The 24,509-nt window shown below is 31.9% G+C and carries 21 protein-coding genes and 4 tRNA genes; 3 read left to right on the top strand and 22 right to left on the bottom strand.

Annotated elements, in window-relative coordinates; all coding sequences use genetic code 11:
- Positions 1 to 6: 6 nt before the first annotated feature.
- The 10 genes from ACREV6_RS08900 to ACREV6_RS08855 all read right to left on the bottom strand — a co-directional run bounded on the left by ACREV6_RS08900 (position 7) and on the right by ACREV6_RS08855 (position 11,633).
- Positions 7 to 906 carry a hypothetical protein gene (locus ACREV6_RS08900; RefSeq protein WP_431577658.1) on the bottom strand — a complete coding sequence of 300 codons (900 nt, stop codon included), beginning with the start codon at positions 904 to 906 and terminating at the stop codon, positions 7 to 9.
- 54 nt (positions 907 to 960) lie between these two features.
- Positions 961 to 1,212 carry a hypothetical protein gene (locus ACREV6_RS08895; RefSeq protein ID WP_431577657.1) on the bottom strand — a complete coding sequence of 84 codons (252 nt, stop codon included), beginning with the start codon at positions 1,210 to 1,212 and terminating at the stop codon, positions 961 to 963.
- A gap of 104 nt (positions 1,213 to 1,316) precedes the next feature.
- Positions 1,317 to 1,715, bottom strand: coding sequence for a hypothetical protein (locus ACREV6_RS08890; protein ID WP_431577656.1), 399 nt, complete (start codon positions 1,713 to 1,715; stop codon positions 1,317 to 1,319).
- A 379-nt stretch (positions 1,716 to 2,094) separates the two neighbouring features.
- Positions 2,095 to 2,700, bottom strand: coding sequence for a ribosome biogenesis GTP-binding protein YihA/YsxC (gene yihA, locus ACREV6_RS08885; protein ID WP_431577655.1), 606 nt, complete (start codon positions 2,698 to 2,700; stop codon positions 2,095 to 2,097).
- On the bottom strand, positions 2,681 to 5,023 hold the full coding sequence (lon, locus tag ACREV6_RS08880) for an endopeptidase La (protein WP_431577654.1): 2,343 nt from the start codon (positions 5,021 to 5,023) through the stop codon (positions 2,681 to 2,683). The genes yihA and lon overlap by 20 nt, the downstream gene beginning before the upstream one ends.
- Positions 5,024 to 5,369: 346 nt before the next feature.
- Positions 5,370 to 7,052, bottom strand: coding sequence for an ATP-dependent protease LonB (gene lonB / locus ACREV6_RS08875; RefSeq protein ID WP_431577653.1), 1,683 nt, complete (start codon positions 7,050 to 7,052; stop codon positions 5,370 to 5,372).
- Between the two features lie 209 nt (positions 7,053 to 7,261).
- Complete coding sequence (gene clpX / locus ACREV6_RS08870) at positions 7,262 to 8,554, bottom strand: ATP-dependent Clp protease ATP-binding subunit ClpX (protein ID WP_431577652.1); 1,293 nt, start codon at positions 8,552 to 8,554, stop codon at positions 7,262 to 7,264.
- 19 nt (positions 8,555 to 8,573) lie between these two features.
- Entirely contained in the window at positions 8,574 to 9,158 is a 585-nt protein-coding gene (gene clpP / locus ACREV6_RS08865; protein ID WP_431577651.1) for an ATP-dependent Clp endopeptidase proteolytic subunit ClpP, read from the bottom strand.
- A 152-nt stretch (positions 9,159 to 9,310) separates the two neighbouring features.
- On the bottom strand, positions 9,311 to 10,603 hold the full coding sequence (tig, locus tag ACREV6_RS08860; RefSeq protein WP_431577650.1) for a trigger factor: 1,293 nt from the start codon (positions 10,601 to 10,603) through the stop codon (positions 9,311 to 9,313).
- Positions 10,604 to 10,808: 205 nt separating this feature from the next.
- The gene (locus ACREV6_RS08855) at positions 10,809 to 11,633 is read right to left on the bottom strand and encodes a hypothetical protein (protein ID WP_431577649.1); all 825 of its coding nucleotides are present in this window, start codon (positions 11,631 to 11,633) and stop codon (positions 10,809 to 10,811) included.
- 617 nt (positions 11,634 to 12,250) lie between these two features.
- Between ACREV6_RS08855 and pflB the strand changes: the two genes are divergently transcribed.
- Both pflB and pflA read left to right on the top strand, forming a co-directional pair.
- On the top strand, positions 12,251 to 14,479 hold the full coding sequence (pflB, locus tag ACREV6_RS08850) for a formate C-acetyltransferase (RefSeq protein ID WP_431577648.1): 2,229 nt from the start codon (positions 12,251 to 12,253) through the stop codon (positions 14,477 to 14,479).
- 168 nt (positions 14,480 to 14,647) lie between these two features.
- A complete protein-coding gene (gene pflA, locus ACREV6_RS08845) occupies positions 14,648 to 15,373 on the top strand; it encodes a pyruvate formate-lyase-activating protein (protein WP_431577647.1) in 726 nt (241 codons plus the stop codon).
- A gap of 338 nt (positions 15,374 to 15,711) precedes the next feature.
- Here pflA and pyrE read toward each other — a convergent pair whose 3' ends face one another.
- The 7 genes from pyrE to pyrB all read right to left on the bottom strand — a co-directional run bounded on the left by pyrE (position 15,712) and on the right by pyrB (position 21,651).
- Positions 15,712 to 16,278, bottom strand: a complete 567-nt coding sequence (gene pyrE / locus ACREV6_RS08840; RefSeq protein WP_431577646.1) for an orotate phosphoribosyltransferase — start codon at positions 16,276 to 16,278, stop codon at positions 15,712 to 15,714.
- An 86-nt stretch (positions 16,279 to 16,364) separates the two neighbouring features.
- On the bottom strand, positions 16,365 to 17,261 hold the full coding sequence (locus ACREV6_RS08835) for a dihydroorotate dehydrogenase (protein ID WP_431577645.1): 897 nt from the start codon (positions 17,259 to 17,261) through the stop codon (positions 16,365 to 16,367).
- Positions 17,254 to 17,931 carry a dihydroorotate dehydrogenase electron transfer subunit gene (locus ACREV6_RS08830; RefSeq protein WP_431577780.1) on the bottom strand — a complete coding sequence of 226 codons (678 nt, stop codon included), beginning with the start codon at positions 17,929 to 17,931 and terminating at the stop codon, positions 17,254 to 17,256. The genes ACREV6_RS08835 and ACREV6_RS08830 overlap by 8 nt, the downstream gene beginning before the upstream one ends.
- Positions 17,932 to 18,048: 117 nt before the next feature.
- Positions 18,049 to 18,927 (bottom strand): orotidine-5'-phosphate decarboxylase, encoded by an 879-nt coding sequence (gene pyrF, locus ACREV6_RS08825; RefSeq protein WP_431577644.1) that lies wholly within the window; start codon positions 18,925 to 18,927, stop codon positions 18,049 to 18,051.
- 42 nt (positions 18,928 to 18,969) lie between these two features.
- Complete coding sequence (locus ACREV6_RS08820) at positions 18,970 to 20,166, bottom strand: dihydroorotase (RefSeq protein WP_431577643.1); 1,197 nt, start codon at positions 20,164 to 20,166, stop codon at positions 18,970 to 18,972.
- A gap of 124 nt (positions 20,167 to 20,290) precedes the next feature.
- Positions 20,291 to 20,725 (bottom strand): aspartate carbamoyltransferase regulatory subunit, encoded by a 435-nt coding sequence (locus ACREV6_RS08815; protein ID WP_431577642.1) that lies wholly within the window; start codon positions 20,723 to 20,725, stop codon positions 20,291 to 20,293.
- A complete protein-coding gene (pyrB, locus tag ACREV6_RS08810) occupies positions 20,725 to 21,651 on the bottom strand; it encodes an aspartate carbamoyltransferase (RefSeq protein WP_431577641.1) in 927 nt (308 codons plus the stop codon). Before pyrB ends, ACREV6_RS08815 begins: the two co-directional genes overlap by 1 nt.
- 356 nt (positions 21,652 to 22,007) lie before the next feature.
- Between pyrB and ACREV6_RS08805 the strand changes: the two genes are divergently transcribed.
- On the top strand, positions 22,008 to 22,436 hold the full coding sequence (locus ACREV6_RS08805; RefSeq protein WP_431577640.1) for a hypothetical protein: 429 nt from the start codon (positions 22,008 to 22,010) through the stop codon (positions 22,434 to 22,436).
- Positions 22,437 to 22,499: 63 nt separating this feature from the next.
- Here the strand turns inward: ACREV6_RS08805 and ACREV6_RS08800 are convergent, their stop codons facing one another.
- The 5 genes from ACREV6_RS08800 to ACREV6_RS08780 all read right to left on the bottom strand — a co-directional run bounded on the left by ACREV6_RS08800 (position 22,500) and on the right by ACREV6_RS08780 (position 24,495).
- A complete protein-coding gene (locus ACREV6_RS08800; protein WP_431577639.1) occupies positions 22,500 to 23,723 on the bottom strand; it encodes a hypothetical protein in 1,224 nt (407 codons plus the stop codon).
- Between the two features lie 364 nt (positions 23,724 to 24,087).
- Positions 24,088 to 24,164, bottom strand: a tRNA-Arg gene (locus ACREV6_RS08795).
- Positions 24,165 to 24,215: 51 nt separating this feature from the next.
- A tRNA-Gly gene (locus ACREV6_RS08790) sits at positions 24,216 to 24,289 on the bottom strand.
- A gap of 5 nt (positions 24,290 to 24,294) precedes the next feature.
- A tRNA-Gly gene (locus ACREV6_RS08785) sits at positions 24,295 to 24,369 on the bottom strand.
- 42 nt (positions 24,370 to 24,411) lie between these two features.
- Positions 24,412 to 24,495, bottom strand: a tRNA-Leu gene (locus ACREV6_RS08780).
- Between the last annotated feature and the right edge of the window lie 14 nt (positions 24,496 to 24,509).

Here is a 24,509-nt window from a genome sequence, read left to right as displayed (position 1 = left end):
ATGCATCTAATTAGAATTTTCTTCTACAATCTTGTTGAGCAATTCAAGTTTCCTATCATCTACTAGATGAGCTAATATATATATTAACTGTCCCATATCCTCATCTTCTAAGTTTTTCACAATACTATGTGTTCTTTCTTTAGGGTCAGTATGTTTAAATTCAACATCATTGCTTTCAATAGAATCATTATTCAAGAGAGAATTATTATTAGACAATGAATTTATCATGTCACTAAGGTTTGCATTATTTAAATCTAAGTTATTTAGATCTATTCCGGCTAGCATATTTGAGATTTCACTTAAGTCTATACCGCCCATACCTGAAAATATATTTGATAAGGTGCTATCTTTATCATCAACATTAGAATTTATTGAATCACTATTTTCACTTAAATTATTTTTATTATTTTTTACAACACTTGATGTTGACTTTGAATTTGAATTTGAATTTGACTTTGAATTTGAATTTGACTTTGAATTTGGCTTTGAATTTGAATTTGAATTTGAATTACCCAGGTTTAAATTATTCGCTAAATTTCCTAGTATGTTATTACCCTGACCATTTAAATTACCCATCAAATTTGCTAACATATTGTTATCTTGGCCACCTAAATTACCCAACATATTTCCTAACATATTATTATTTTGACCGCCTAACCCTGAAAGTAAACCTTCCAGCATATTGTTGCCACCACCATTGTTGCCAGAAAGAAAACTAGATAATAATGCCATCATTGGATTGTCAGAATTCCCACCTAGCATTTGTGTTAATGGATTATTGTTAGAATTATTATTTCCGTTATTATTACCATTACCGTTACTATTACCATTATCGTTATTATTATTATTATTATTGTTATTTCCATCATTCATATTATTTCTATGGTTCTTGTGATGTTTTGACACATTATTCACCTCATTTATAAATGGGAGAGCATAAGCTCTCCCTGATTTTTATGACTAACAGCAACATCCATGTTTTTTAACTGGCATAACTGGTACAACTGGAGCGCTTCCACCTTTACAACAACAACAAGCCAAGTATATTAGTATTAGTAAAAATGCGTTATTGTTTTGAAGTAGACACGTTTTTTGAAGTATAATTAATATTATCACTGCACAAGCTGGATTTGCACATAAACTTTGAATCCCACATGAATTTACAGGTTGAACTGCGCAACATGAATTATTACAACGTCTTCTTTTTGACATATAAAACCCCCCTTTCTGGGCATGTTTCAATGCATTACATATTTTAACTAAAGGTAATTAATAATTTAATTTATCAAATGTTCACTTATAATCCACTACCTAGTTTATTCGTCACAACAGTCGTTATTGTTTGAGCAGCATCCTTTGTTTTGATTGCCGCAGAAGCATACAAGTAATAATATTATTATCCACCAGCAACCGTTTCCTGAACCTAATCCACCCAGTCCACCAAATCCACCGCATCCACCAACATTACTTGAGCCACATCTACATAATTCTTTGCAGTGTTTTGGGTCGCATCCACAAACAGTACCACAATTTTGTCCTTGACCACCAAATCCTCCACAGAAACATAATAAAATGATAATCCAAATTATTCCTCCGCCGAAGATTCCGTTGTTGTTGTTGTTGTTGCATCCACATTGGCCTCCGCCACCATGTCCGCTACCACCTGAGTTCCCTTGAGAACTCGCTAATCCGCTTAGTAAGCCATTCATATCCACTTTACTTCCCTCCTTTTATTTACTATTAGTTAAATAACAAATATTAATTGTTCTCTTCCTCTGTTTAACTCTTAATTTTAAAAACCTTTTTCTTTTGTTTTCTAATATATACTATTCTCATATAAATAAATTGACACTGAATTTTCAATTAAAATACAAAAAAAATAGACCTCATTATATCGTGCAATAAGTACTGTTTTGCACGATATAATGTAGGTCTATTTATTTATCACATTATTTTTATTCTATAGTTTCAGAGTGGCTAAATCATCATCTTCAGTGTCGTTAAATCATCATCTGCGATGCTGCAATTAACGACTTCAGAAGGAAATTTAGACTCCCACCGAAGTTTTCTTTTTGTTGTAACATGTACCTCCACTTATAGAAGTGGGAGACTTCCTTCTGAAATGTCGTTAAACATATTTCCGAGTAGCTCTTTGACACCTATTTTTTTTAGCGATGAAATATTGATAATTTCTTCACTATCCTCTAAATTCAATGTTTCTCTAATTAATTTATTATTTTTTACAAGTTCTGCTCTATTTAATTTATCTTTTTTTGTTGCAACTATTACAACTTCGTAGCCAAAATGTTTTATCCATCCGTACATTAGAAGATCATCTTTAGTTGGCTTGCGTCTACAATCCACCAATAATGCTACTTTTTGAAGCTGAGGTCTTCGGATTAAATAGTCCTCCATCATCTTACCCCATTTAGCTTGTTCAGTTTTTGATACTTTGGCATATCCGTACCCTGGTAAATCAACAAAATAAAAACTTTCGTTTATCAAAAAAAAGTTTATAAGTCTTGTTTTTCCAGGTGTACCACTAACTTTAACCAATTTACGTCTATTTGTTAAAGTATTTATTAAAGATGATTTTCCTACATTGGACCTGCCAACAAAAGCATACTCTACTCTATTATCTGTAGGATATTGAGCAGGTTTTACTGCTGAAATTATGAATTCAGATTGTTTTATCTCCATTATTTATCTCTCCAATTAATGCATTTTCAAGTACATCTTCTACTTTACTTGCAATTATAAATTTTAGTTTATCCTTAATACTCTTTGGTATCTTTTGTATATCCTTTTCATTATCTTTTGGAATTATAATTGTATCAATGCCTGCTCTATAGGCAGCTAAGGATTTTTCCTTAAGCCCTCCAATAGGTAACACCCTTCCTGTAAGAGTAATCTCACCTGTCATTGCTACGTTATGTCTTACTTTTCTGTTAGTTAAGGCAGATACCATTGCAGTAATCATGGTTACCCCAGCAGATGGACCATCTTTAGGCACTGCACCTTCTGGTACATGAATATGAATATCCTTATTTTTATAAAAGTCACTATCAATATTATATTTAACTGCATTAGCTCTAATATAGCTGTATCCAGCTTTGGCAGATTCTTTCATAACATCGCCTAACTGGCCAGTAAGTTCAAGCTTACCAGTTCCCTCCATAGCACTTACCTCTACAGGCAAAGTAACACCGCCAACTTCAGTCCACGCAAGGCCAGTCACAACGCCTACTCCATCTTCCACATCTGCTTTATCATAGGTATATATAGCAATCCCTAAATACCTTTTAACGTGGGCCGTTGTAACATTAACATTTTCTTTACTTTTTTCTACCATTTCTGTTATTGCCTTTCTGATAACAGAAGCAACTTGTCTTTCAAGATTTCTAACACCTGATTCCCTAGTATAATTTTCTATAATACAATTTATTGAAGAATCTGAAAAACTTATTTTGCTCTCCTCCATATTATGTTCTTTTAACATCTTTGGAATAAGGTGATTCTTAGCAATATGGAATTTTTCTTCTGATGTATACCCAGATACCTCAATAATTTCCATTCTATCTAATAATGGTCTTGGAATTGTATCTAATTTATTTGCAGTAGTTATAAATAAAATCTTTGATAAATCAAAGTCCAGTTCCAGGTAATGATCCCTAAAGGTTGCATTTTGTTCACTATCTAAAACTTCCAGTAGTGCGTCTGCAGGATCACCCTTAAAATCACCACTCATTTTGTCAATTTCATCCAATAAAAATAATGGATTTTTAGCTCCTGCTTGTTTCATTGCATATATAATTCTACCTGGGATTGCTCCCACGTAAGTTTTTCTATGTCCTCTTATTTCAGCCTCATCTTTTACTCCACCGAGAGACATTCTAACAAAATTTCTATTTAATGCATTAGCAACAGACTTTGCTATAGATGTTTTTCCAACTCCTGGCGGTCCTACCAAACAAAGTATAGGTCCTTTAAGGGTTTTGCTGATTTTTTTAACTGCTAAATATTCTATTATTCTTTCCTTAACATCCTCTAGACCATAATGTTCTGCTGCAAAAACTTCTCTAGCCTTGTTAATATCAATGTTATCTTTAGTGAATTTATTCCAAGGCAGTTCTAAAATCCAATCTAAATATGCTCTTATTACTCCACTTTCAGCAGAATAATTCCCTGCACTTTTTAACCTGTTTAGCTCATAAATCGCTTTTTCTTTTGCCTCTTTAGGAAGTTTTGCCTTGTTTATCTTAATTTCATATTCATCTGTTTCTCTTTTATTCTCGTCATCTTCTCCTAATTCTTCTTGTATAGCTTTTATTTGTTCTCTTAGATAATATTCCTTTTGAATTTTATCAATTCTACTTTTAACCTTTGTTCCAATTTTCTTTTCTATTTTTAATACTTCAACTTCATTTTTTAATATAAACAGTAATTTTTCCAATCTTTTAATAACGTCTAATGTTTCAAGCAATTTTTGTTTTGTTTCTGGTTTTAGTATTAAATATGAACTTACAATATCACAATATCTTCCTGGCTCTTTGGTCTCTTCCAAACTGAATAGTGCATCGGGAAAATTATTAGCTGACAAATTTATGTATTCTTCAAAAGCTTTATCTATAATTCTAACTAGTGCCTTACACTTCTTATTATCTACCCAATCTTCATCTTCAATAATTTCTACTTCTGCCCGTACAAAAGTTTCATCATCTTTGTACTCTGAAATCTTCCCTCTTTTTAATCCTTCAACTAGTACCCTAATTGTATCTCCTGGTAACTTTAATATTTGCTTTATATTACAAACAGTACCAATACTATATATATCCTTTTCCTCTGGTTCTTCAATTTTTGATATCTTCTGTGAAACCAGAAAAATCTCTTGATTATTTAGCATAGCATCTTCTAGTGCCAGTATAGATTTTTCTCTACCAACATCAAAATGCAACACCATATATGGAAATATATTCATACCTCTTAGTGGAATTAGCGGAAGAAGTTTTGTATTTTTATCCATTTTCTCCCTCTTTTCTAAATTAATATATAGAAACTATAAATATTAATTTATTATATTTTTATAAATTTTTAGCAAAACCACTATGCTTTTTTGCTTGTGGCTGAATGCTTTTTTAAAATTTAATACTTAACCTATTCAACCTTCTTGTCATGTTTACAATTCACTATCCCATTTGGACAATTGACAGCAACCATAATTATAGTTGCTATAATTATAGCACCATTACTATAGTATACCTATAATACGATTAATTTTCAATACTAGAAAATTTAAAATAAATTTTAAGGCACATAAAAACAAATAACAAGTCAAATATATTATCATACTTACTTGTTATTTGTTTTTATTAGATTTTTAATGCTTCCGCTGCTATAACATCAACATCTGACTCAAATGCAATTAAAATGTTTTTAGGGCTCTCCTGGATCAAAGCTTCGCGAATTACCTCCGTAATATTACTCACTGGTATAATCAAAAGGTTTTCAATATTTTTAAAGCTATCCTGCCAATTATCCCTGGGAATAATAACCCTTGTAGCTCCTGCTTTTTTTGCAGCAGCAATCTTAGCATTAACACCACCTATAGGCTTTACATTACCATGAATTGATATCTCTCCTGTCATTGCAACCATGTTATCAACTGGTATACCTTTTATCGCACTATATATTGCAGTTGTTATGCTTATGCCAGCAGATGGTCCATCCACAGGTGATCCACCAGGAAAGTTTACATGAATATCATAATCATCACAATCTATGTTAAAATACTTTTCCAGGACTGTAATCACATTTTCAACTGAGGATCTTGCAGTACTTTTTCGTCGTAGCTTTTTATTTGTACTACTTATTTCTTCCTCTTCAATAATTCCTGTAATTTTAAGTATACCTTTTCGGAGCTTTACTTTTTTAGCAGAAGCTTCAATCTCCATTACAGCTCCCATATTAGCTCCATAAACAGCTAGACCATTTACATATCCAATTTGTGGTTTATCTGATATTCTAGACTCGGACCTTGGCGAATACTGTCCATTTTCTATAACCCATTCAATATCTTCAATGCTTACTTCATTTCTTTCATCATTAATGGCAATTCCACTAGCTAACTGAATTAAATTAACAGTATCCCTTCCATTACTAGAGTATTTACCTACAAGCTTTAATGCTTTTTCACAAATTTTAAGTCCAATTTTATTTATTGCGTTTTCTGCAATTATCTGCAATTCTTCTGGAAGTAATTGTCTGAAAAATATTTCTACACACCTGGACCTTATTGCTGGAGTTATTTCTTCTGGGCTTCTCGTAGTTGCTCCTATAAGCCTGAAATCAGCTGGGAGACCTCCGTCAAATACCTCTTTTATATAAAGTGGCGTATTAGGATCTTCTCCATTATAATAAGCACTGTCTAAAAATACTTTTCTATCCTCTAAGACCTTAAGAAGTTTATTCATTTCTATAGGATGCAGCTCTCCAATTTCATCAATAAACAGAATTCCCCCATGTGCTTTTGTAACGGCTCCAGGTTTTGGTTGAGGCACTCCAGCTACCCCTAGTGGTCCGGCCCCTTGATATATGGGATCGTGAACAGATCCAATAAGTGGGTCTGCTATACCTCTTTCATCAAATCTCACTGTGGTTGCATCTATTTCTATAAACTTAGAACCTTCATTAAACGGTGATCGTGCTCTTTTTTTAGCGTCTTCAAGTACTAATCTTGCTGCTGCTGTTTTACCTATTCCTGGTGGACCATAAATTATGACATGTTGAGGATTAGGGCCACATATTGCTGCTTGCAGAGCTTTAATTCCTTTTTCTTGTCCTATTATATCTTCGAATTTTGTTGGTCTACTTTTCTCTGTTAGCGGTTCAGTAAGGCTTATGCTTTTCATTATTCTTAATTTTTCCATTTCTTTTTTGCTATCTAAATTAACAGACACCTTTCCATTATGGTGACTTTTTAATGCATTAAAGACATATATCCCAATAACTACTGTAAAAAAAAGTTGTATTATCATTAAAATTTGCATAGTCATATTATTAAAAGTTTAATACCCAATTGCATTAAACTAATCCTCCTTTCTAATTTTATATAACAAGTTTTAGTATGTATTCTATCATTTGATATTATGCTCAAGTTGTATTTAATATATTCTTTTTCTTCCAAATAATAATATCCTAATTTACCAAAAAATAAAAAAGACAGATACGTAATCCGTCTTTCTAATATATTTATATTTTATTTTTATGCTGTTTCTATACCTTTTTTACTTTTAATTTTTTTTGTTAACTTTAATTTTTCTCTTTTCCCACTTTCAGCTAAAATTAGTTGTGGGTTTCTAGTTTTAATAGTTTCTTCGTTAACTATTACTTTAGCTACTTCTTCATTCGATGGAATATCAAACATAATTTCCTTCATTGTATCTTCTATAATAGATCTTAGTCCACGAGCTCCAGTTTTTCTTTTAATAGCTTCTTTGGCTATAGCTTTTAAAGCTAGCTCTTCAAACTCTAACTCTACGTTATCCATCTCAAACAATTTCTTATATTGTTTAATAAGCGCATTTTTAGGTTCACTAAGAATTTTAACCAATGCCTCTTCATCTAAAGCTTCAAGAGTGACTACTATAGGAAGCCTACCTACAAACTCTGGAATTAAACCAAATTTCAGTAAATCTCCTGGCATTATAGATTTCAATAGTTCCCCTACATTTTTTTCTTCTTTAGATTGTATTTCAGCTCCAAAACCAACTGAAGTAGTTCTAGTTCTTTTTTCTATAATTTTATCAAGTCCATCAAAGGCTCCTCCACAGATAAATAAAATATTAGCTGTGTTTATCTGAATAAACTCCTGATGAGGGTGCTTTCTTCCGCCTTGTGGTGGTACTGATGCTGTAGTTCCTTCTAATATTTTAAGTAATGCTTGTTGAACACCTTCACCAGATACATCCCTAGTTATGGAAGGATTTTCTGATTTTCTAGCAATTTTATCTATTTCATCTATATAGATAATACCTTTTTCTGCCTTTTCTACATCATAGTCAGCATTTTGTATTAATTTAAGCAAGATATTTTCCACATCTTCCCCTACGTAACCTGCTTCAGTAAGTGTAGTTGCATCTGCTATAGCAAAAGGTACATTTAAATATTTTGCCAAGGTTTGAGCAAGAAGTGTTTTCCCGCAACCTGTAGGTCCAAGTAGTAAAATATTACTTTTCTGAAGTTCAACTTCACCTTCATTAATATTTGAATTTATTCTTTTGTAATGATTATATACTGCCACAGCCAAGGATTTTTTAGCGGTATCTTGACCAACTACGTAATCATCTATATACCTTTTTATTTCTGCAGGTTTTGGCAATGTACCTAGGTCTAATTCCACATCCCCCTGAAATTCATCTACAATTATTTCAGAACATAATTCTATACACTCATCACAGATATATACTCCCGGTCCTGCTATTAATCTTCTAACTTGGTCTTGGGTTTTACCACAGAAAGAACATTTAAGTTGTTTTTTTTCATCATACTTTGGCATATTTTCACCTCAATTAATGTTATTTCTTTTTACTTATAACTTCATCTATTAATCCATACTCCATTGCCTCTTGCGCACTCATGAAATAATCTCTTTCAACATCATGTTGAATTTTCTCTATTGATTGGCCAGTTCTTTCACACAATATGTTATTTAACGTAACTTTAGTTCTAAGAATTCGTTTTGCATGAATATCAATATCCGTTGCTTGACCTTGGAATCCACCCAGGGGCTGGTGTATCAAAATTTCACTATTAGGTAATGCAAATCTTTTACCCTTTTCTCCAGCTGCTAGTAAGAAAGCTCCCATGGATGCTGCCATACCTGTGCATATAGTTGAAACTTGTGGTTTTATATATTGCATTGTGTCAAAAATAGCCATTCCTGCTGTAATTGATCCACCCGGACTATTTATATATAAATAAATATCTTTATCAGGGTCTTCAGACTCCAAATACAATAATTGAGCAACAATTAAACTAGCAGTAGTATCATTCACTTCTTCACCTAGAAAAATTATTCTTTCTTTTAGTAATCTTGAATAAATATCATAGGATCTTTCTCCCCTATTTGTTTGTTCAACAACCATTGGTACCAAACTCATATAATTCCCTCCTCTTGTCTATTAATAGAACTACTTCCACCGGTAATTCACCTGTAATTCTATCCTATATAATTGATTTTTAACCATATAATTTTATCCTATATTTAAAATTAATTGCCAGAAAGATATCTGGCAATTAATTTCAAAGTATATTATGCAATAACTTTAGCGCTATCAACTAACATTTTTATTACTTTTTCATTTACAACATCAATTTTCAGATATTCTTTTTGTGCTTTCAGAATTAAATCTGCTGTTTTATCTATATCTTTTTGTCCATATTGCGTAGCAACTTCTTTAGCTTTTGCAAGCAATTCTTCATCAGTCGCTTCAACTTTTTCTATTTTTGCTATTTCTGTTATTATTAAATCTGTTTTAACCCTTTTTTCAGCTGCTTCTTTCATGAATTCTCTAACTTTTTCTTCTGTATTATTAGTATACTGATAATATTGCTCAAGATCTAACCCTTGATATTTTAATTTCGTTTCTAAATCTTTGAGCATTACATCAGTTTCTCTTTTTATCATAACTTCTGGAATGTCCATTTGAACATTTGAACAAACTGCATCTATTACTGCTTCTTCAAATTCTTTAACTTCTCTATCTTTACTTGATTTTTCAAGGTTTGTTTTAATGTCATTTCTTAGTTCTTCTAAAGTATCAAATTCTGATACATCTTTAGCAAATTCATCATCAATAGCTGGTAATTCTTTTACCTTCATGCTTTTAATAGTTACATTAAAAGTTGCAAGTTTTCCATTTAAGTCTTCTCTTCCATATGCTTCTGGAAAATTAACTTTAACTTCTTTACTTTCTCCTGCTTTGAGTCCCACTAATTGCTGTTCAAAGGTATCGATAAATGATCCTGAACCAATTTCAAGTTCAAAGTCTTTTCCTTCTCCGCCATCAAAAGCTGCCTCTTCAATAAATCCTTTAAAATCTATAACAGCTATATCGCCCATTGCAACAGTGCCATCAACCTTCTCTTCGATTCTAGCATTTTTTTCTTGCATACCTTTTAGTTGGTTTTCAATTTCATCATCTGTTACATTATATTCAGTTTTCTTAGCTTCAAGTCCTTTGTACTCTCCAAGTTTAACTTCTGGAATTACTGCTACAGAAGCAGTATATACAAAATCTTTTCCTTCGCCTATTTCAATAATATCAATTTTAGGATAATCCAATGGACTTATGTCATACTCTTTTAAAGCCTCTGGATATGTATCATCACAACAGAAATTTATAGCGTCTTCAAAGAAAACACCTTCACCATACATTTTCTTTATTATAGACATTGGTGCTTTACCTTTTCTAAATCCAGGTATGTTTATAGTCTTTGAGTTTTTTGCAGAAGATTTTTTCAAAGATTCATTAAACCTTTTTGCTTCCACTGTTATTTCTAATTTAACAATATTTTTTTCTAATTTTTCCATTTTAACTTTCATTATATTACTCCTCCTAATCACCACAAATGCTTGTTAACCTTAACATTATAACATAAATTTTAAGGTCTTTACAAATATTATTAAGCATCTATACTTATATAGTCTAATATTACTGATTATAACCAAATTTTTTATAATTTACAACATAATTTTAGTAATGTTATAATCTATTAACATTTTTCAATTACATAATACTCCAAATATTCTATTCTATTGCTTGCCCAGTGGGAGTTACATATAACACATTACCATCTATAAGTGTGGTAAGACCCTTAGGAGTGATATTTTTAAAAGTGATATTTTTACCAGATGCTGGTTTTACCTGCGTATGAACATTACTTTTCAAATTCACCTTCCATATATATTGTACTGCGTTTTCGTTTATCCAAGGTAATTCACTAACATATGCAATGTTATCTTCATCAATGAACTTAGGCGTAATTGACCAAATGTAGTTTTTATGTGTTTTAAATAGTCCATCCTTTGAAAACATTTGACCTTTGCTAGATTCATGTGTTTTTTTTGTAATGTCTTTGCTAACTTTGTTTACATCAACGTATAGCAAATCCTGATTGTTTTTACTCTGTATAACTATTGATTTCTTACTTGGACTTATATCATATGAAATATTTTTATCATCCGTTACACCTTTTATAGTTTTCTCTGCTGCCTTAACACTAAATTCAATACTTATTTTTTGCCCATCAGATAGGTTCACAGCAAACACTTCATTTTTCAAAGCTACTTCCGCTTGAACCGCTTTGCTCTTTTCTGAATCTAATTGTTTTTTAACAACTTGCTGTTTTTTTTCAACTTTCACTTCACTACCCTGCTTGTCTTTTGATTTATTTAATAGGATGTTATTTACACCCTTCTTAATACTTATCCCAGTATTTTTTAGCGCATTAAAATCTGTAATCAAAAATATAGTTAACCCCATTATAGGGACAATAATCAATAGTGCTATTTTCCTTTTTCTTTTTTTTATTTCTTTCTTATAATCCTTGCTAAACATGCTAGGTTTTCTCATATTTTTAAACCTCCATTATAATAATACATTATACCAATACATTATTATTATAACGCATTATAAATGAAAAGAATATTAATTTTTATAGATTTATTATGTCTTTCCCAAATACAATTTTTTTTCAAATTTCAATCTGAATATTTCCTTAAAATTAAAGTGGTATAAATTATTGTATCTTTAAATATTTTACATATGCCCCAATTAAAATCAATATAATATCCTGTTGTTTCGCATTAAAATTCTTCTGTTTCATTGTTTATTTTTATATTTTTTTACTGGTAATGCCTTTAATATCAGTGCTTATATAATTATTGTAATTTTCTAAATTTTGCAACTTTTATATAATCACTTGAACTGTTTCATTTTTAATATTACAATATATTATATTAACAGATTAAGTTTTAATAACATATATGGCTGTTAATTATTTTATTAATCTTATATGAATTTTACTTTTGTGCATTAACAAATATAATAAAATATTGTGTGATGTTTTAAAGCAGTATTCAATATCAACTAATATTCATTATTCGACATGTTTTACTCATTTAATTTTAAGGTTTAAGAATTAATCTAAAAAACGGCCTAAAATTAGTGTATTATAAGGAGGAAAAAAAATGTTTAAACAATGGAATGGCTTTAAAGGCGACGAATGGAAAAACGGAATTGATGTAAAAGACTTTATTCAAAAAAATTATACTTTATATGAAGGTGACGATAGTTTTTTAGTAGGAACAACAGCTAAGACTGATAAAGTTTGGAATAAAGCTAATGCACTTATTATAGAAGAAATAAAAAAAGGTATTATAGATGTAGAAACTAATGCAATTTCAGGAATAGATAATTTTGCTCCTGGATATATAGATAAAGAAAACGAAGTAATTGTTGGACTACAAACAGATGCTCCATTAAAAAGAATAGTAAACCCATTTGGTGGATTTAGAATGGTAGAACAATCACTAGAAGAATACGGCTACAAATTAAACAGTGATATAGAAGAATACTTTCCTAAGTACAGAAAAACTCATAACGAAGGAGTTTTTGATGCATACACACCTGCTACGAAAGTTGCAAGAAATGTAGGACTCCTAACTGGACTTCCAGATGCATACGGTCGTGGAAGAATAATAGGAGACTATAGAAGAATAGCTCTTTACGGAATAGATTTTTTAGTGGAGCAAAAGAAAAAAGACTTAAATGAATTAACAGGACTAGCTACTGATTCACTAATAAGACATAGAGAAGAATTAAGTATGCAAATAAGAGCCCTTGCTCAAGTAAAAAGCATGGCTTCAAAATACGGTGTTGATATTTCAAAACCAGCTACCACAGCTTGCGAAGCTGTTCAAGCGGTTTATATTGGATATCTTGCAGGAATAAAAGAAAACAATGGTGCTGCAATGTCTTTAGGACGTACTACTACTTTCTTAGATATTTATTTTGAAAGAGATTTAGCTGCAGGAACAATAACTGAAGATGGTGCACAAGAAATTATTGATCAATTTGTAATTAAACTTAGAATGGCAAGACATCTTAGAACACCTGAATACAATGAATTATTTGGTGGAGATCCAAATTGGGTAACAGAATCAATAGGTGGAGTAGCTCTTAATGGTAAAGCTATGGTTACAAAGAATTCATTTAGATTCCTTCACACATTAACAAATTTAGGATCAGCACCAGAACCAAATATGACTGTGCTTTGGTCAGAAAAATTACCTGAAACTTTCAAAAAGTACTGTGCTAAAATGTCCATAGAAACGGACGCAGTTCAATATGAAAATGATGATATTATGAGACCAATTTACGGAGAAGATTATGGCATAGCTTGTTGCGTTTCTGCTATGGAAATAGGTAAGAGAATGCAGTTCTTTGGAGCTCGCGCAAACCTTGCTAAATCATTATTACTATCACTTAACGGTGGTGTAGACGAATTAAAAGGTAAGCTTGTAGTACCTGGAATTCCAAAGAATAATGATGAGATTCTTGATTACAAATCAGTTAGAGAAATGTATTCAAAAGTTTTAGCATATGTTGCTGAAATGTATGTAAATACAATGAATACTATACATTATATGCATGATAAATATGCTTATGAAGCTGGTCAACTTGCTTTTCATGACACTGATCTTAAATACTTCATGGCATTTGGTGTAGCAGGGCTTTCAGTTGCAGCCGACTCTTTAAGTGCTATAAAATATGCTAAGGTTAAGCCAATAAGAAATGAAAATGGTATAACTATTGACTTTGAAATAGATGGAGATTTCCCTAAATACGGTAATGATGATGACAGAGTTGATGATTTAGCTGTTAACCTCGTTAAGGAATTTAGTGATGCTCTTAAAAAACACCCAGCTTATAAGAACGCTGAACATACCTTATCAGCACTTACTATTACTTCTAACGTAGTTTATGGTAAGAAGACAGGATCAACTCCTGATGGAAGAAAACAAGGTATAGCACTTGCTCCAGGGGCAAACCCAACTCAATGTCACGATGTAAATGGGGCACTAGCATCATTAAATTCAGTTGCTAAAATTCCTTATAGAAATTATTGCCAAGATGGAGTTTCAAATACTTTTTCAATAGTACCAGAGGCTCTTGGAATGGATGAAGCTACAAGAATAAACAATTTAGTTTTCCTTTTAGATGGTTATTTTGCACAAAGTGCACACCATTTAAATGTAAATGTACTAAATAGAGAAGTTTTAGTTGATGCTTATGAGAATCCAGACAAATACCCAACATTAACAATAAGAGTTTCAGGATATGCCGTTCATTTCAACAGATTATCAAAAGAACAGCAGCTTGAAGTTATTAGTAGAACTTTCCACAAAAAAATCTAATTAAGACATAATTTTATATAGTATGAGAGGCGCTTATTCTTATAAGTGCTTCTCATATTATATATAAATAATAATTTCATTTTATATCAAAGCAAAAACATTTTTTAATTTTTGTTTTAATATGAAATGAATATAGTTGTTTTATATCAAAGCTGAGGAGGAATATATATGGTAAAAGGTAAAATTCATTCTATAGAAAGCATGGGACTCGTTGATGGTCCCGGAGTAAGAGTAGTGGTTTTTCTTCAAGGTTGTAAACTAAGATGTGCCTACTGCCATAACCCAGATACTTGGAAGCTAAATGGTGGCATAGAAACGACTCCAGAAGACCTGGTTCAAAAGATTGTTAGATTTAAACCATATTTTAGTAGATCTGGCGGCGGAGTTACTTTCTCTGGTGGTGACCCATTAATGCAACCAGAATTCTTACTCCAGTGCTTAAAATTATGTAAACAAAATGGCATTCATACTGCCATAGATACCTCTGGTTTTGGTAATGGTGACTATGCTGAGATATTAGAATATACAGATTTAGTGCTTTTAGATATAAAACAGACAACTAGTCAAGGATATGTTAATTTAACTGGTAGAGATACATCAGATCTTAATTTATTTTTAGAGGCTTTAAGAAAATCAAAATCTAGAGTTTGGGTAAGACATGTTGTTGTACCAGGAATTACAGATTCTGTGGAACATATAACTAAACTCTCTAAAATTATTAGCGAAGAAGTTCCAAGAGTTGATAAAGTTCAACTTCTTCCCTATCATGTTCTTGGAGTAAGCAAATATGAATCTCTAGCTATACCATATAAATTAAAAGGTGTAGAACCAATGGATAAAGATAAAACTAATGAGCTTCAAACATTAATAAATAATTTACTTAATATCAAATAAAAATTCAAAATCACATACATCACAACATTTTATATGGTATAAAGGCCTCTTTTTTCTTATAGAATGCTATAAGAAAAAAGAGGCCTTTAATTATTTAATATTTTTACTGCCAAGTTGTGAAAATACCAATGTGCTATTTATAGTTTAAAATTTCATTTACAGGTGTAAGCAACTCAATAATTCATGATCATAATGTCCTTTTAGAAATAATATAAGATAGGTAATTTATCCGAAGTGACTTGCAATACGAAACGCAGAAACTATTGAAATGGAATTTCTAGTTTTAAGTTCGTTTGCAAGGTACGCAGGAGAAATTTCCTATCTTTTTTATCATGTGATTATTTTATATTTCTACTCCCTGGTTTTATATAAGCTGTTCCTTCTTTGCAAAGTGGGCAATCGGCCGCATCATAGCTTTCAATATCTAACTTTATAGCGCTGTAAATAGGATAGTCAATAGTACTACTCCCTCTATCTACAATACAGCATATTCCAACTACCTCTGCACCAAGTTCCTTTAAAACCTCTATTGTTTCTAATGAAGATTTTCCAGTAGTTACTACATCCTCTGTAATTAAAACCTTCTGGCCCTTTTTAATTTCAAATCCACGTCTAAGTTCAAAGGTACCGTTAACTCTTTCAGTAAATATAGCAGGCTTTCCAGTTTGTCTACCTACTTCATAAGCTACTATTATCCCACCCATAGCAGGGCCTACTACCACATCAAAGTCTATGTCTTTAATTTTTGCAACTGCTACACTGAGCACTTTCTCAGCCTTATCTGGATACTGAAGCAATTTTGCACATTGGCAATATCTATTACTGTGTCTTCCTGAGGATAACAGAAAGTGACCCTCTAGTAGTGCACCTGATTCTTTTAATATATCTAAAACATTAATACTCATAATTAACACTCCTTTTTTTTAGTGAACAGTTAATAGTCATCTTTTTCGCAAGGAAAAATTTCATCAATTCTAAACTCTCAATTGTATTAAATGATCCCTCTAATTTCACTTAAATCTTTAATACCTTGGCGTGTCATATAATCTTCAATCCCTTTTATTATATCATTACAAATATCCGGTTTAATGAAATTAGCAGTTCCAACTTGAATTGCTTGTGCACCCACCATTATAAATTCTATGGCATCCTCAGCGCTGCATATACCACCCATACCTACAACTGGTATATTTACAGCTTTACATACCTCATGAACCATTCGGAGTGCCATAGGCTTTATAGCTGGTCCTGATAGCCCTGCATATATATTATTAAAAACTGCTTTACCACGGTGTATATCCACTGCCATGCCTTTAAAAGTGTTTACCAATGATAATGCATCTGCCCCAGCTTCGCAGCAACGGCATGCCATATCCACTATATTCTCTGCATTTGGTGATAATTTTACCATAAGCGGTTTCTTGCAAATACTCTTCACTTCTCGAACCATTTCATAGGCTACCTTTGAATTGATTCCAAAAGCCATTCCCCCGCATTTTACATTAGGGCAAGATATATTCAATTCAACTATATCTATAGCTTCATTATTTAATCTTTGTATGGAGGCCATATACTCTTCTATATTGCCTCCTCCAACATTTGCAATTATAGCTGTGTTATATCCACGCATCTTTGGAAGTTCTACATTTATAAACTTTTCAATACCCGGATTTTGAAGCCCTACACTATTTAGCATTCCACCTCTTGTTTCATAAATGCGTATACCATCATTACCTTGTTTTTCATTAATTGTAAGGCCTTTAGAGCATATGCCCCCTAATTTTTCTATATCGAAATATTGCTTATATTCTTCTCCAAATCCAAAAGTTCCAGATGCCGCTATTACAGGATTTTTTAAATTCACACCACATAATTCTACATTAGTCATTAAAAATCAAATCCTTCCCAAGAAAAACTGGACCATCCTTGCAGGTTCTTTTATTTCCACCCACTGTTTTACAAGTACATACAAGACATGCACCTATTCCACAGGCCATGTGCGTTTCCATTGACACATATACAGGCACTTTAGCATCATTACATAAATTTATAACTTTTTTCATCATAATTTCTGGTCCGCAACATATAACTGTTCCATATTTTTGTGGATTTATTATATCTGTTACGTATCCCTTATGACCTTTTAGACCACTTTCTGTGGATAAATAAACTTTATTTACATATTTTTCCACAGTATCCACAGAATAGTCCACAGTCCTAAACCCTGAATACAAATCTATCTCACAACCAGTAAGCTTTTTAATCAAATAAATAAGTGGCGCTATTCCAATTCCTCCAGATACTACAGCAATTTTCCCTTTTATTTTCTCTACATCAAATCCATTTCCCAAAGGTCCCATTATCTGAACTTCCTCATTTTCCGAAAGTTTACTAAGAAGTTTTGTACCTTTACCTACTATTCCATATAAAAAGCTTATTTTCTCTTCGTCTACATCATAAACACTTATAGGTCTTGGTAATAACGGTTCCAGATCACCTACCTTTAACATAAAAAATTGACCCGGCTTTACGTTAAACTTGCCCTTTATAGAAAGCATATACACGCCTTCACTTATTTCAACATTTTCATATATTTTCTCTACTGAGCATATCAACTATATCCCTCCAGTATTTCATGAAAAATCACGGATTATTTTATCTATTTCCCATTATTCCTATTTTTCATTTATTATGCTTGCCGCTGCTCTTATTTCATCTCGCATTTTTATTGCCTCTTCTCTAGCACACTCTTCAAAAGGACTTCCGACCTTTTCTGCTTTCTTATATGCAAGTAAAATACTTCTAGAGGCATTTACCACTCCGCCATTTCCATTTTTCAAATATATGGCCACATCCTCAGCCCCGCCACCTTGTGCTCCATAACCTGGTATTAAGAAAAACATTTTTTCCAGTTCTTTCCTCATCTTTAATCCTTCATCTATATGAGTACAACCTACAACTCCACCCAGCGAACTATATCCACATTCGCCCATAAATCCACTTCCAATTTTTAATAGTTTTTCCCCTACAATATCATAAACCCTTTTATTTTCTTTGTTTTCTATATACTCTATATCTTCTGCCCCACTATTTGAGGTTCTTACTAATGAAAATAATCCTTTTTCCTTGTTTTTTAAATAAGGAAGATAAGGCTCTATACTATCCATGCCCATATATGGATTTACAGTTATAAAATCACTTTCAAAATCTCCTTCAAAATGAGCTTTAGCATACATTTCTGCAGTTTTTGCAATATCTCCTCGTTTGATATCTGCAATAACAATGCCACCTTTATTTTTTATATATTTTAAAGTATCTTTATATACTTTTAAACCTTTTAGTCCAAGAGCTTCATAATATGCTATTTGCACCTTATAACAAGCTGCTACATCAAATGTGGCATCAATTATTTGCTGATTAAATCTATATAAGGCATAATCCTCATATACAAACTTATTTTTAAATTCTGTTGGTAAGTATTCCAATGCTGTATCAAGACCTATGCATACATGACCCTTCTTTTCTACACTTTTAAATAATTTATCTATAATCATCAGTTACCCCACCTTTACTATTTTATTTATAAATCAACTTCTTTATTTAAAGCTCTTATCTTTATAAACTATATTTCCTGCCTTAATGGTGCACATCACTGTGCCTATTACACTCTTTCCATCAAAGGGAGAATTTTTTCCTTTTGATAAAAACTCCTTAGTATCAATATTATATTTAGTTTTAGTATCTAAGAGCACCAAATCTCCATCAAATCCTATTTTAATTTCGCCCTTGTTTAGTCCCATAATTTTAGCTGGATTTTTTGACATAAGTTCGGAAAGTTTATTTAGGGTAATATGTCCCTCACCTACGAGTTTAGTAAAGCATACTGGAAAAGAAGTCTCTAGCCCTGATATGCCAGGAGCCCCTTTTATTTTATCTTCCATACTATGTGGTGCGTGGTCAGTGGCTATAACATCCACAAAACCATCTTTTATAGCTTCGATTAAGAAATTCACATCTTCTGTTTCCCTCAGTGGTGGATTTACTCTATACTGAGTTTCCGAAGTTAATGCTATATGATGTGGTGTAACTTCACAGGTTATTCTTGCTCCCTGTTTTTTACCCACTATAATGTCATTCATAGCTTCGCTTGTACTAACATGAGCTAAGTGAAGCTTACAACCTGTGAATTTCGAAAGTGTTATATCTCGCACCGTCATGAGATTTTCAGCAAGTCTAGTATCAATGTCTACCAATTCTTCATTTTCAGCATGAGATATAATTGTTAAATTCTTTTCCCTGGCCACTACCATTGCCTGAAGCATTACAAGACTACTAGAAACTCCTCTGCCATCATCTGATATAAATCTTACTTCATTAGTCAGCTCACCTAGGTGAGCTATAGATTGCCCCAATAAATCCTCTGTAATAGATGCACATTGATGAATATCTACAAGCTTTATTTCTCTAGCTTTTTTTAATACCATATTTATGGTGTCCATGTCGCTACATACTGGCTTTGTATTTGCCATAAGATTTATGGCAGTATATCCACCACGCAGCGCCGCCTGAATTCCAGACAATATATCCTCTTTATAGGTATATCCCGGTTCTCTAAAATGACTGTGAAGATCTATAAAAGAAGGAGCTAAAATATATCCCTCTCCATCTAGAACCTCACAGTCTTTTTCTAATTTTTTTCCTATTTCATATATTATTCCACTATTTATATATATGTCCCCTATAAAATCCTGTGATGAATCAACTATTCTTGCATTTTTAATTAGCAATTCCATAATTATCCCCCTTCTTACACTAGATTGTGGCACAGGTCAATATACTTTTATTGACCTGTTATTTATTCCAATGCACCTAATATTTATATGTAGAATCTAAATCACAATTTAAATCCTGCATGTTTTATAATTTACTAGTCGGGTTGTTAACCTCATCACAATATATACATCTGTACTCGCCATTTTGCCTATCTGCTAAATAGAAACTATGCAAAATTTCTTGCTCTACAGATGTGATACATCTTGGATTATCGCATTTTATAACATGCTCAATTTTATCTGGCAATCTTAGTTTAACTTTATTTTCAATTTCTTCTCCAGATATTATATTTATTGTTATGTTAGGATCTATAAAACCTAGCACTGCAAAATCTATATCAATTTCATTCTCTATCTTAATTATATCTTTGCGGCCAAGCTTCCCACTAGTTGCGTTCATAATAAGAGCCACTGTATAATCTGCATTATCAAGGCCTAGATACTTAAATATTTTTATTCCAACACCGGCTTTAATATGATCTATTACTATTCCTCTTTTTATACTATTAATTGTAACCATTATTTATCCACCCCCAAAAGCTTAGCAATAAGTGCCATTCTTGCGTACATACCATATTTTGCTTGTCTAAAGTAGCAAGCCCTTGGATCAGTATCAATTTCTACAGCTATTTCATTAACTCTAGGAAGTGGGTGAAGAATTATCATGTCTTCTTTGGCGCTTTTCATTTTCTCTTTATCTAATATATAACTATCTTTAAGCCTTATATAATCTTCCTCATTAAAAAATCTTTCCTTTTGTACTCTAGTCATATATAAGATATCTAAATTTCCAATAACCTCTTCCAATTTTTCAACTTCCAGAAACTCTATATTATTTTTTCCCAATACTTCTGTTTTAATGTACGTAGGAATTGTTAACTCATTTGGTGAAATTAGTACGAATTTGATGTTTTCATATCTTGACATGGCTTTTATTAATGAATGAACTGTTCTACCAAACTTTAAATCCCCACAAATTCCTATGGTTAAGTTTGATAATGTTCCTTTTATATTTCTTATGGTTAAAAGATCTGTTAGTGTTTGAGTTGGGTGTTGATGTCCACCATCGCCTGCATTTATTACTGGCATTTTTGAATTCATAGATGCAACCTTAGGAGCTCCTTCTTTTGGATGCCTCATAGCTACAATATCTGCATAACATTCTACTGTTCTTATAGTATCTGCTACACTTTCTCCTTTTGCTGCTGAACTTGATTTTGCCTCAGAAAAACCTAGTACCTGGCCTCCAAGTCTTAACATTGCTGCTTCAAAGCTTAATCTTGTTCTTGTACTTGGTTCATAAAATAATGTTGCCAAAATCTTTCCATCGCAAATATGCGAAAACTTTTCAGGACTTTTAATTATCTCATCTGCATAATCAAAAATCTCCTCTAGCTCTAGTAGTGTAAAATCCATTGGGTCAATTAGGTGTCTTCCTTTTAACATATACATCCTCTCCTTCTCAGCCTCTCCGGACTAAATTTAAAGGTACTAAAATACTTTTAATATTAAGTTTATTTATTTCATTATTACTATCCAAACAAAAAACGCCATCTCTATTATGAGAAGGCGTAGCAATACCACTTTAAAACATCTACTTCCTTCTCAGCCTCTCGGACTAAATTAAAGGTGATTTATTATTTATTCTTTTATTTATAATACTATATATGCGCATTCCTGTCAACCTAATTTCACAAAACAATTCCTTGTTTTATTTACTTATTTGTTGGTTTATGAGATAATGATTCCATTATTAATTCTTTTAATAATTCATACTATTAAAATTTTAAGGGGGCATAAACATGGGACAAAACGCTAAATTATTCCAACAATTTATAAATGAAAATACTATACCTATGCTTACTAATAACAATATTGAAGGATTTACAACTTTTGTTATTCCTGAAGAACAATCAATTAAAGATGCCAAAGTTAAAGTTGTAGTAGCTATAACGGATGATGATGCCTACGCTGATATGTACATATACGATATTGCTAATATTATTAACGATGACACTATAAAAGCAAAATTATATAAGCTTTTAAATGATCTTAATAGTACTTACAAATTCATATCTTTTTATGAATTGGGCAATGTAATAAATGCTAAATGTTGCATACCTTTTAGTGACAATTTTGATGCAAAGTTAGTTTTTGATATCCTTTCAGTTCTATCACGTGCTGTAGAAGATGAATATGATAACATAATGAAAACGTTGTGGGATAAATAGTATCAAAAACTTTTCAATTTAATAAAAAAACGTCATAAACAATAATAGTTTATGACGCTTTTTTTATTTAATAGGTAATTCTGTAGAAACCATTTTCATTATATCAGTAAAGTTAAATGAATTGGTTGCGTTCACTTTTGGTAATAAAATATCAACTTTTCCATTGATATTAGTCCTATCAGTATTAAAATCCACAGCTATAGTATATATACCAGTAGGGTCGCTTAGGCTGCTAGCTTTTGAAGTGTTTCCAGCTAATTTAATTATGCTAGGTAAATCAACAACAAACTCAGCATTTCCTTTTTCATTTATAATATAACCATCCTCATTAACAGTATATCTAATTTTTATTCCATTATCCCCAAGAATTTTTAGGTTATCAATAGAATCTAGAGATTTATTTAAACTTGCAAGTCCTTGTGGCCATTGAGTTGTTAAATTATCAAATGCTTTATTCATTTCATCCTTACTACTTTTATCTTCCGCATCAGTTATATTATAAACTGACATTATAGCTGTCATATACTCCTTAACAAAGTTCATAGCATCCGTGTTTTTAGCAAGATTATTCACTGTATAATGCATTAACTCCTTAAAGGACTTGTCAGTTAATTTTATTTCGTAAGTATCTGTAGATTTCATTTTATTATCTTGTAAAAAGCTTTCACTACCTACACGTTTAATATTATCTGTAATTGGATTAAATTGTTTTGCATACTTAACCATAAAATCAACAAATTTAGGTTGAAATTCTTTACTAAAAGACATAAGTTTTTTATAATCAGTTCCAGGCATACCTTGAGCACTTGTCATATCAGCTAAATTCATTACCATATACTCTTTACCCTGTAACTCCTTCGGAAATTGAGAAATCATTAATTGAGGAATTTTAATTACTTCATTAACTAATGGTTTATCTCCAGTCATATCCACATCAGCCCAGACACTCATGTTTACAGATTCAGGCATTTGACCTAATTTTAAAACCATATCACTTTGAACTTTAGTAATTGTTTTTTCTTTATTCTGATTAGTTTTAGTTAGCATAGATATTTTCATTCCATTTATCATAGGCAACATTGCATTCATCATTTGCTGTTCCTGTGCTGACATATTAGAACCTGAAACTTTTACAGAAATATCAGTTTTAGCCTCCATAGAATTTATTGTTTGAGATTTTCCAAAAGCATTCATAAGCGCTAGTCCACTACTTGAACATCCAGTGAATACTGAAGCTGTCATAATCAAACCAACACTTAATGCTACTACTTTTTTAATTTTTATCATTTTGTTCCCCCTATTGATATTATATTTTAACATTTTTAATTTGTACTAATACCTATTACTAATATATTTCTTTACCCCCTACATTTATTACATAGACTTATACTTTTAATTATATTATATATATGAAATTTGTAAATACATTCTTTCCAAACTATACAAATACTTGACTCAAATGTCATTTCATATGTTTAACTTTTCTGCTACTTTATCCTTCTTTAATCAAATCAGTCAAATATCCCGTTTTAAGCATTACATTGATATACCCTAAGAAACGTGGAGTATGTTTCTCAATATCATCTTCACTTATACCCATAAAAATATAGCAAGGTTTACATTTCTGTAAACCTTGCTATATCAACGCTTTTGGTGCGCCCAGGGGGAGTCGAACCCTCGACCTTCAGATTCGAAGTCTGCAACTCTATCCAACTGAGCTATGGGCGCAAAAAAATAATTTTTAAAAAAGTCTTTAGTATAAATACTAAAGACTTAAATTGGAGCGGGTAGAGGGAATCGAACCCTCGTAATTAGCTTGGAAGGCTAACACTCTACCATTGAGTTATACCCGCGTATTTGGAGCGGGAGACGAGATTCGAACTCGCGACGTTCACCTTGGCAAGGTGACGCTCTACCACTGAGCCACCCCCGCATGTTGTTTTCTTGTAAATAGCATTTTACTTGTAAATAGTAATGGTGCAGGTGAAGGGACTTGAACCCTTACACCGTGAGGCGCTAGATCCTAAGTCTAGTGCGTCTGCCATTCCGCCACACCTGCGAATAATTACTATT

Source organism: Clostridium sp. (genome assembly GCF_050717515.1).
In the GTDB taxonomy this organism is placed as follows: domain Bacteria; phylum Bacillota; class Clostridia; order Clostridiales; family Clostridiaceae; genus Clostridium_AD.
Note: the sequence above shows the minus strand (reverse complement) of the source record. Positions and strands in the feature narration are given on the sequence as shown.

Coding starts and splice junctions, on each gene's coding strand:
- ACREV6_RS08815 (WP_431577642.1), bottom strand. CDS start 20,725: ATGGTTACAATTAATAGTATAAAAAGAGGAATAGTAATAGATCATATT.
- ACREV6_RS08830 (WP_431577780.1), bottom strand. CDS start 17,931: ATGCTTTCTATAAAGGGCAAGTTTAACGTAAAGCCGGGTCAATTTTTT.
- pyrE (WP_431577646.1), bottom strand. CDS start 16,278: ATGAGTATTAATGTTTTAGATATATTAAAAGAATCAGGTGCACTACTA.
- yihA (WP_431577655.1), bottom strand. CDS start 2,700: ATGGAGATAAAACAATCTGAATTCATAATTTCAGCAGTAAAACCTGCT.
- clpP (WP_431577651.1), bottom strand. CDS start 9,158: ATGAGTTTGGTACCAATGGTTGTTGAACAAACAAATAGGGGAGAAAGA.
- ACREV6_RS08800 (WP_431577639.1), bottom strand. CDS start 23,723: ATGATAAAAATTAAAAAAGTAGTAGCATTAAGTGTTGGTTTGATTATG.
- pyrF (WP_431577644.1), bottom strand. CDS start 18,927: ATGATTATAGATAAATTATTTAAAAGTGTAGAAAAGAAGGGTCATGTA.
- tig (WP_431577650.1), bottom strand. CDS start 10,603: ATGAAAGTTAAAATGGAAAAATTAGAAAAAAATATTGTTAAATTAGAA.
- ACREV6_RS08855 (WP_431577649.1), bottom strand. CDS start 11,633: ATGAGAAAACCTAGCATGTTTAGCAAGGATTATAAGAAAGAAATAAAA.
- ACREV6_RS08820 (WP_431577643.1), bottom strand. CDS start 20,166: ATGGAATTGCTAATTAAAAATGCAAGAATAGTTGATTCATCACAGGAT.
- pyrB (WP_431577641.1), bottom strand. CDS start 21,651: ATGTTAAAAGGAAGACACCTAATTGACCCAATGGATTTTACACTACTA.
- pflA (WP_431577647.1), top strand. CDS start 14,648: ATGGTAAAAGGTAAAATTCATTCTATAGAAAGCATGGGACTCGTTGAT.
- ACREV6_RS08805 (WP_431577640.1), top strand. CDS start 22,008: ATGGGACAAAACGCTAAATTATTCCAACAATTTATAAATGAAAATACT.
- clpX (WP_431577652.1), bottom strand. CDS start 8,554: ATGCCAAAGTATGATGAAAAAAAACAACTTAAATGTTCTTTCTGTGGT.
- ACREV6_RS08835 (WP_431577645.1), bottom strand. CDS start 17,261: ATGACTAATGTAGAATTATGTGGTGTGAATTTAAAAAATCCTGTAATA.
- lon (WP_431577654.1), bottom strand. CDS start 5,023: ATGGATAAAAATACAAAACTTCTTCCGCTAATTCCACTAAGAGGTATG.
- ACREV6_RS08895 (WP_431577657.1), bottom strand. CDS start 1,212: ATGTCAAAAAGAAGACGTTGTAATAATTCATGTTGCGCAGTTCAACCT.
- pflB (WP_431577648.1), top strand. CDS start 12,251: ATGTTTAAACAATGGAATGGCTTTAAAGGCGACGAATGGAAAAACGGA.
- lonB (WP_431577653.1), bottom strand. CDS start 7,052: ATGACTATGCAAATTTTAATGATAATACAACTTTTTTTTACAGTAGTT.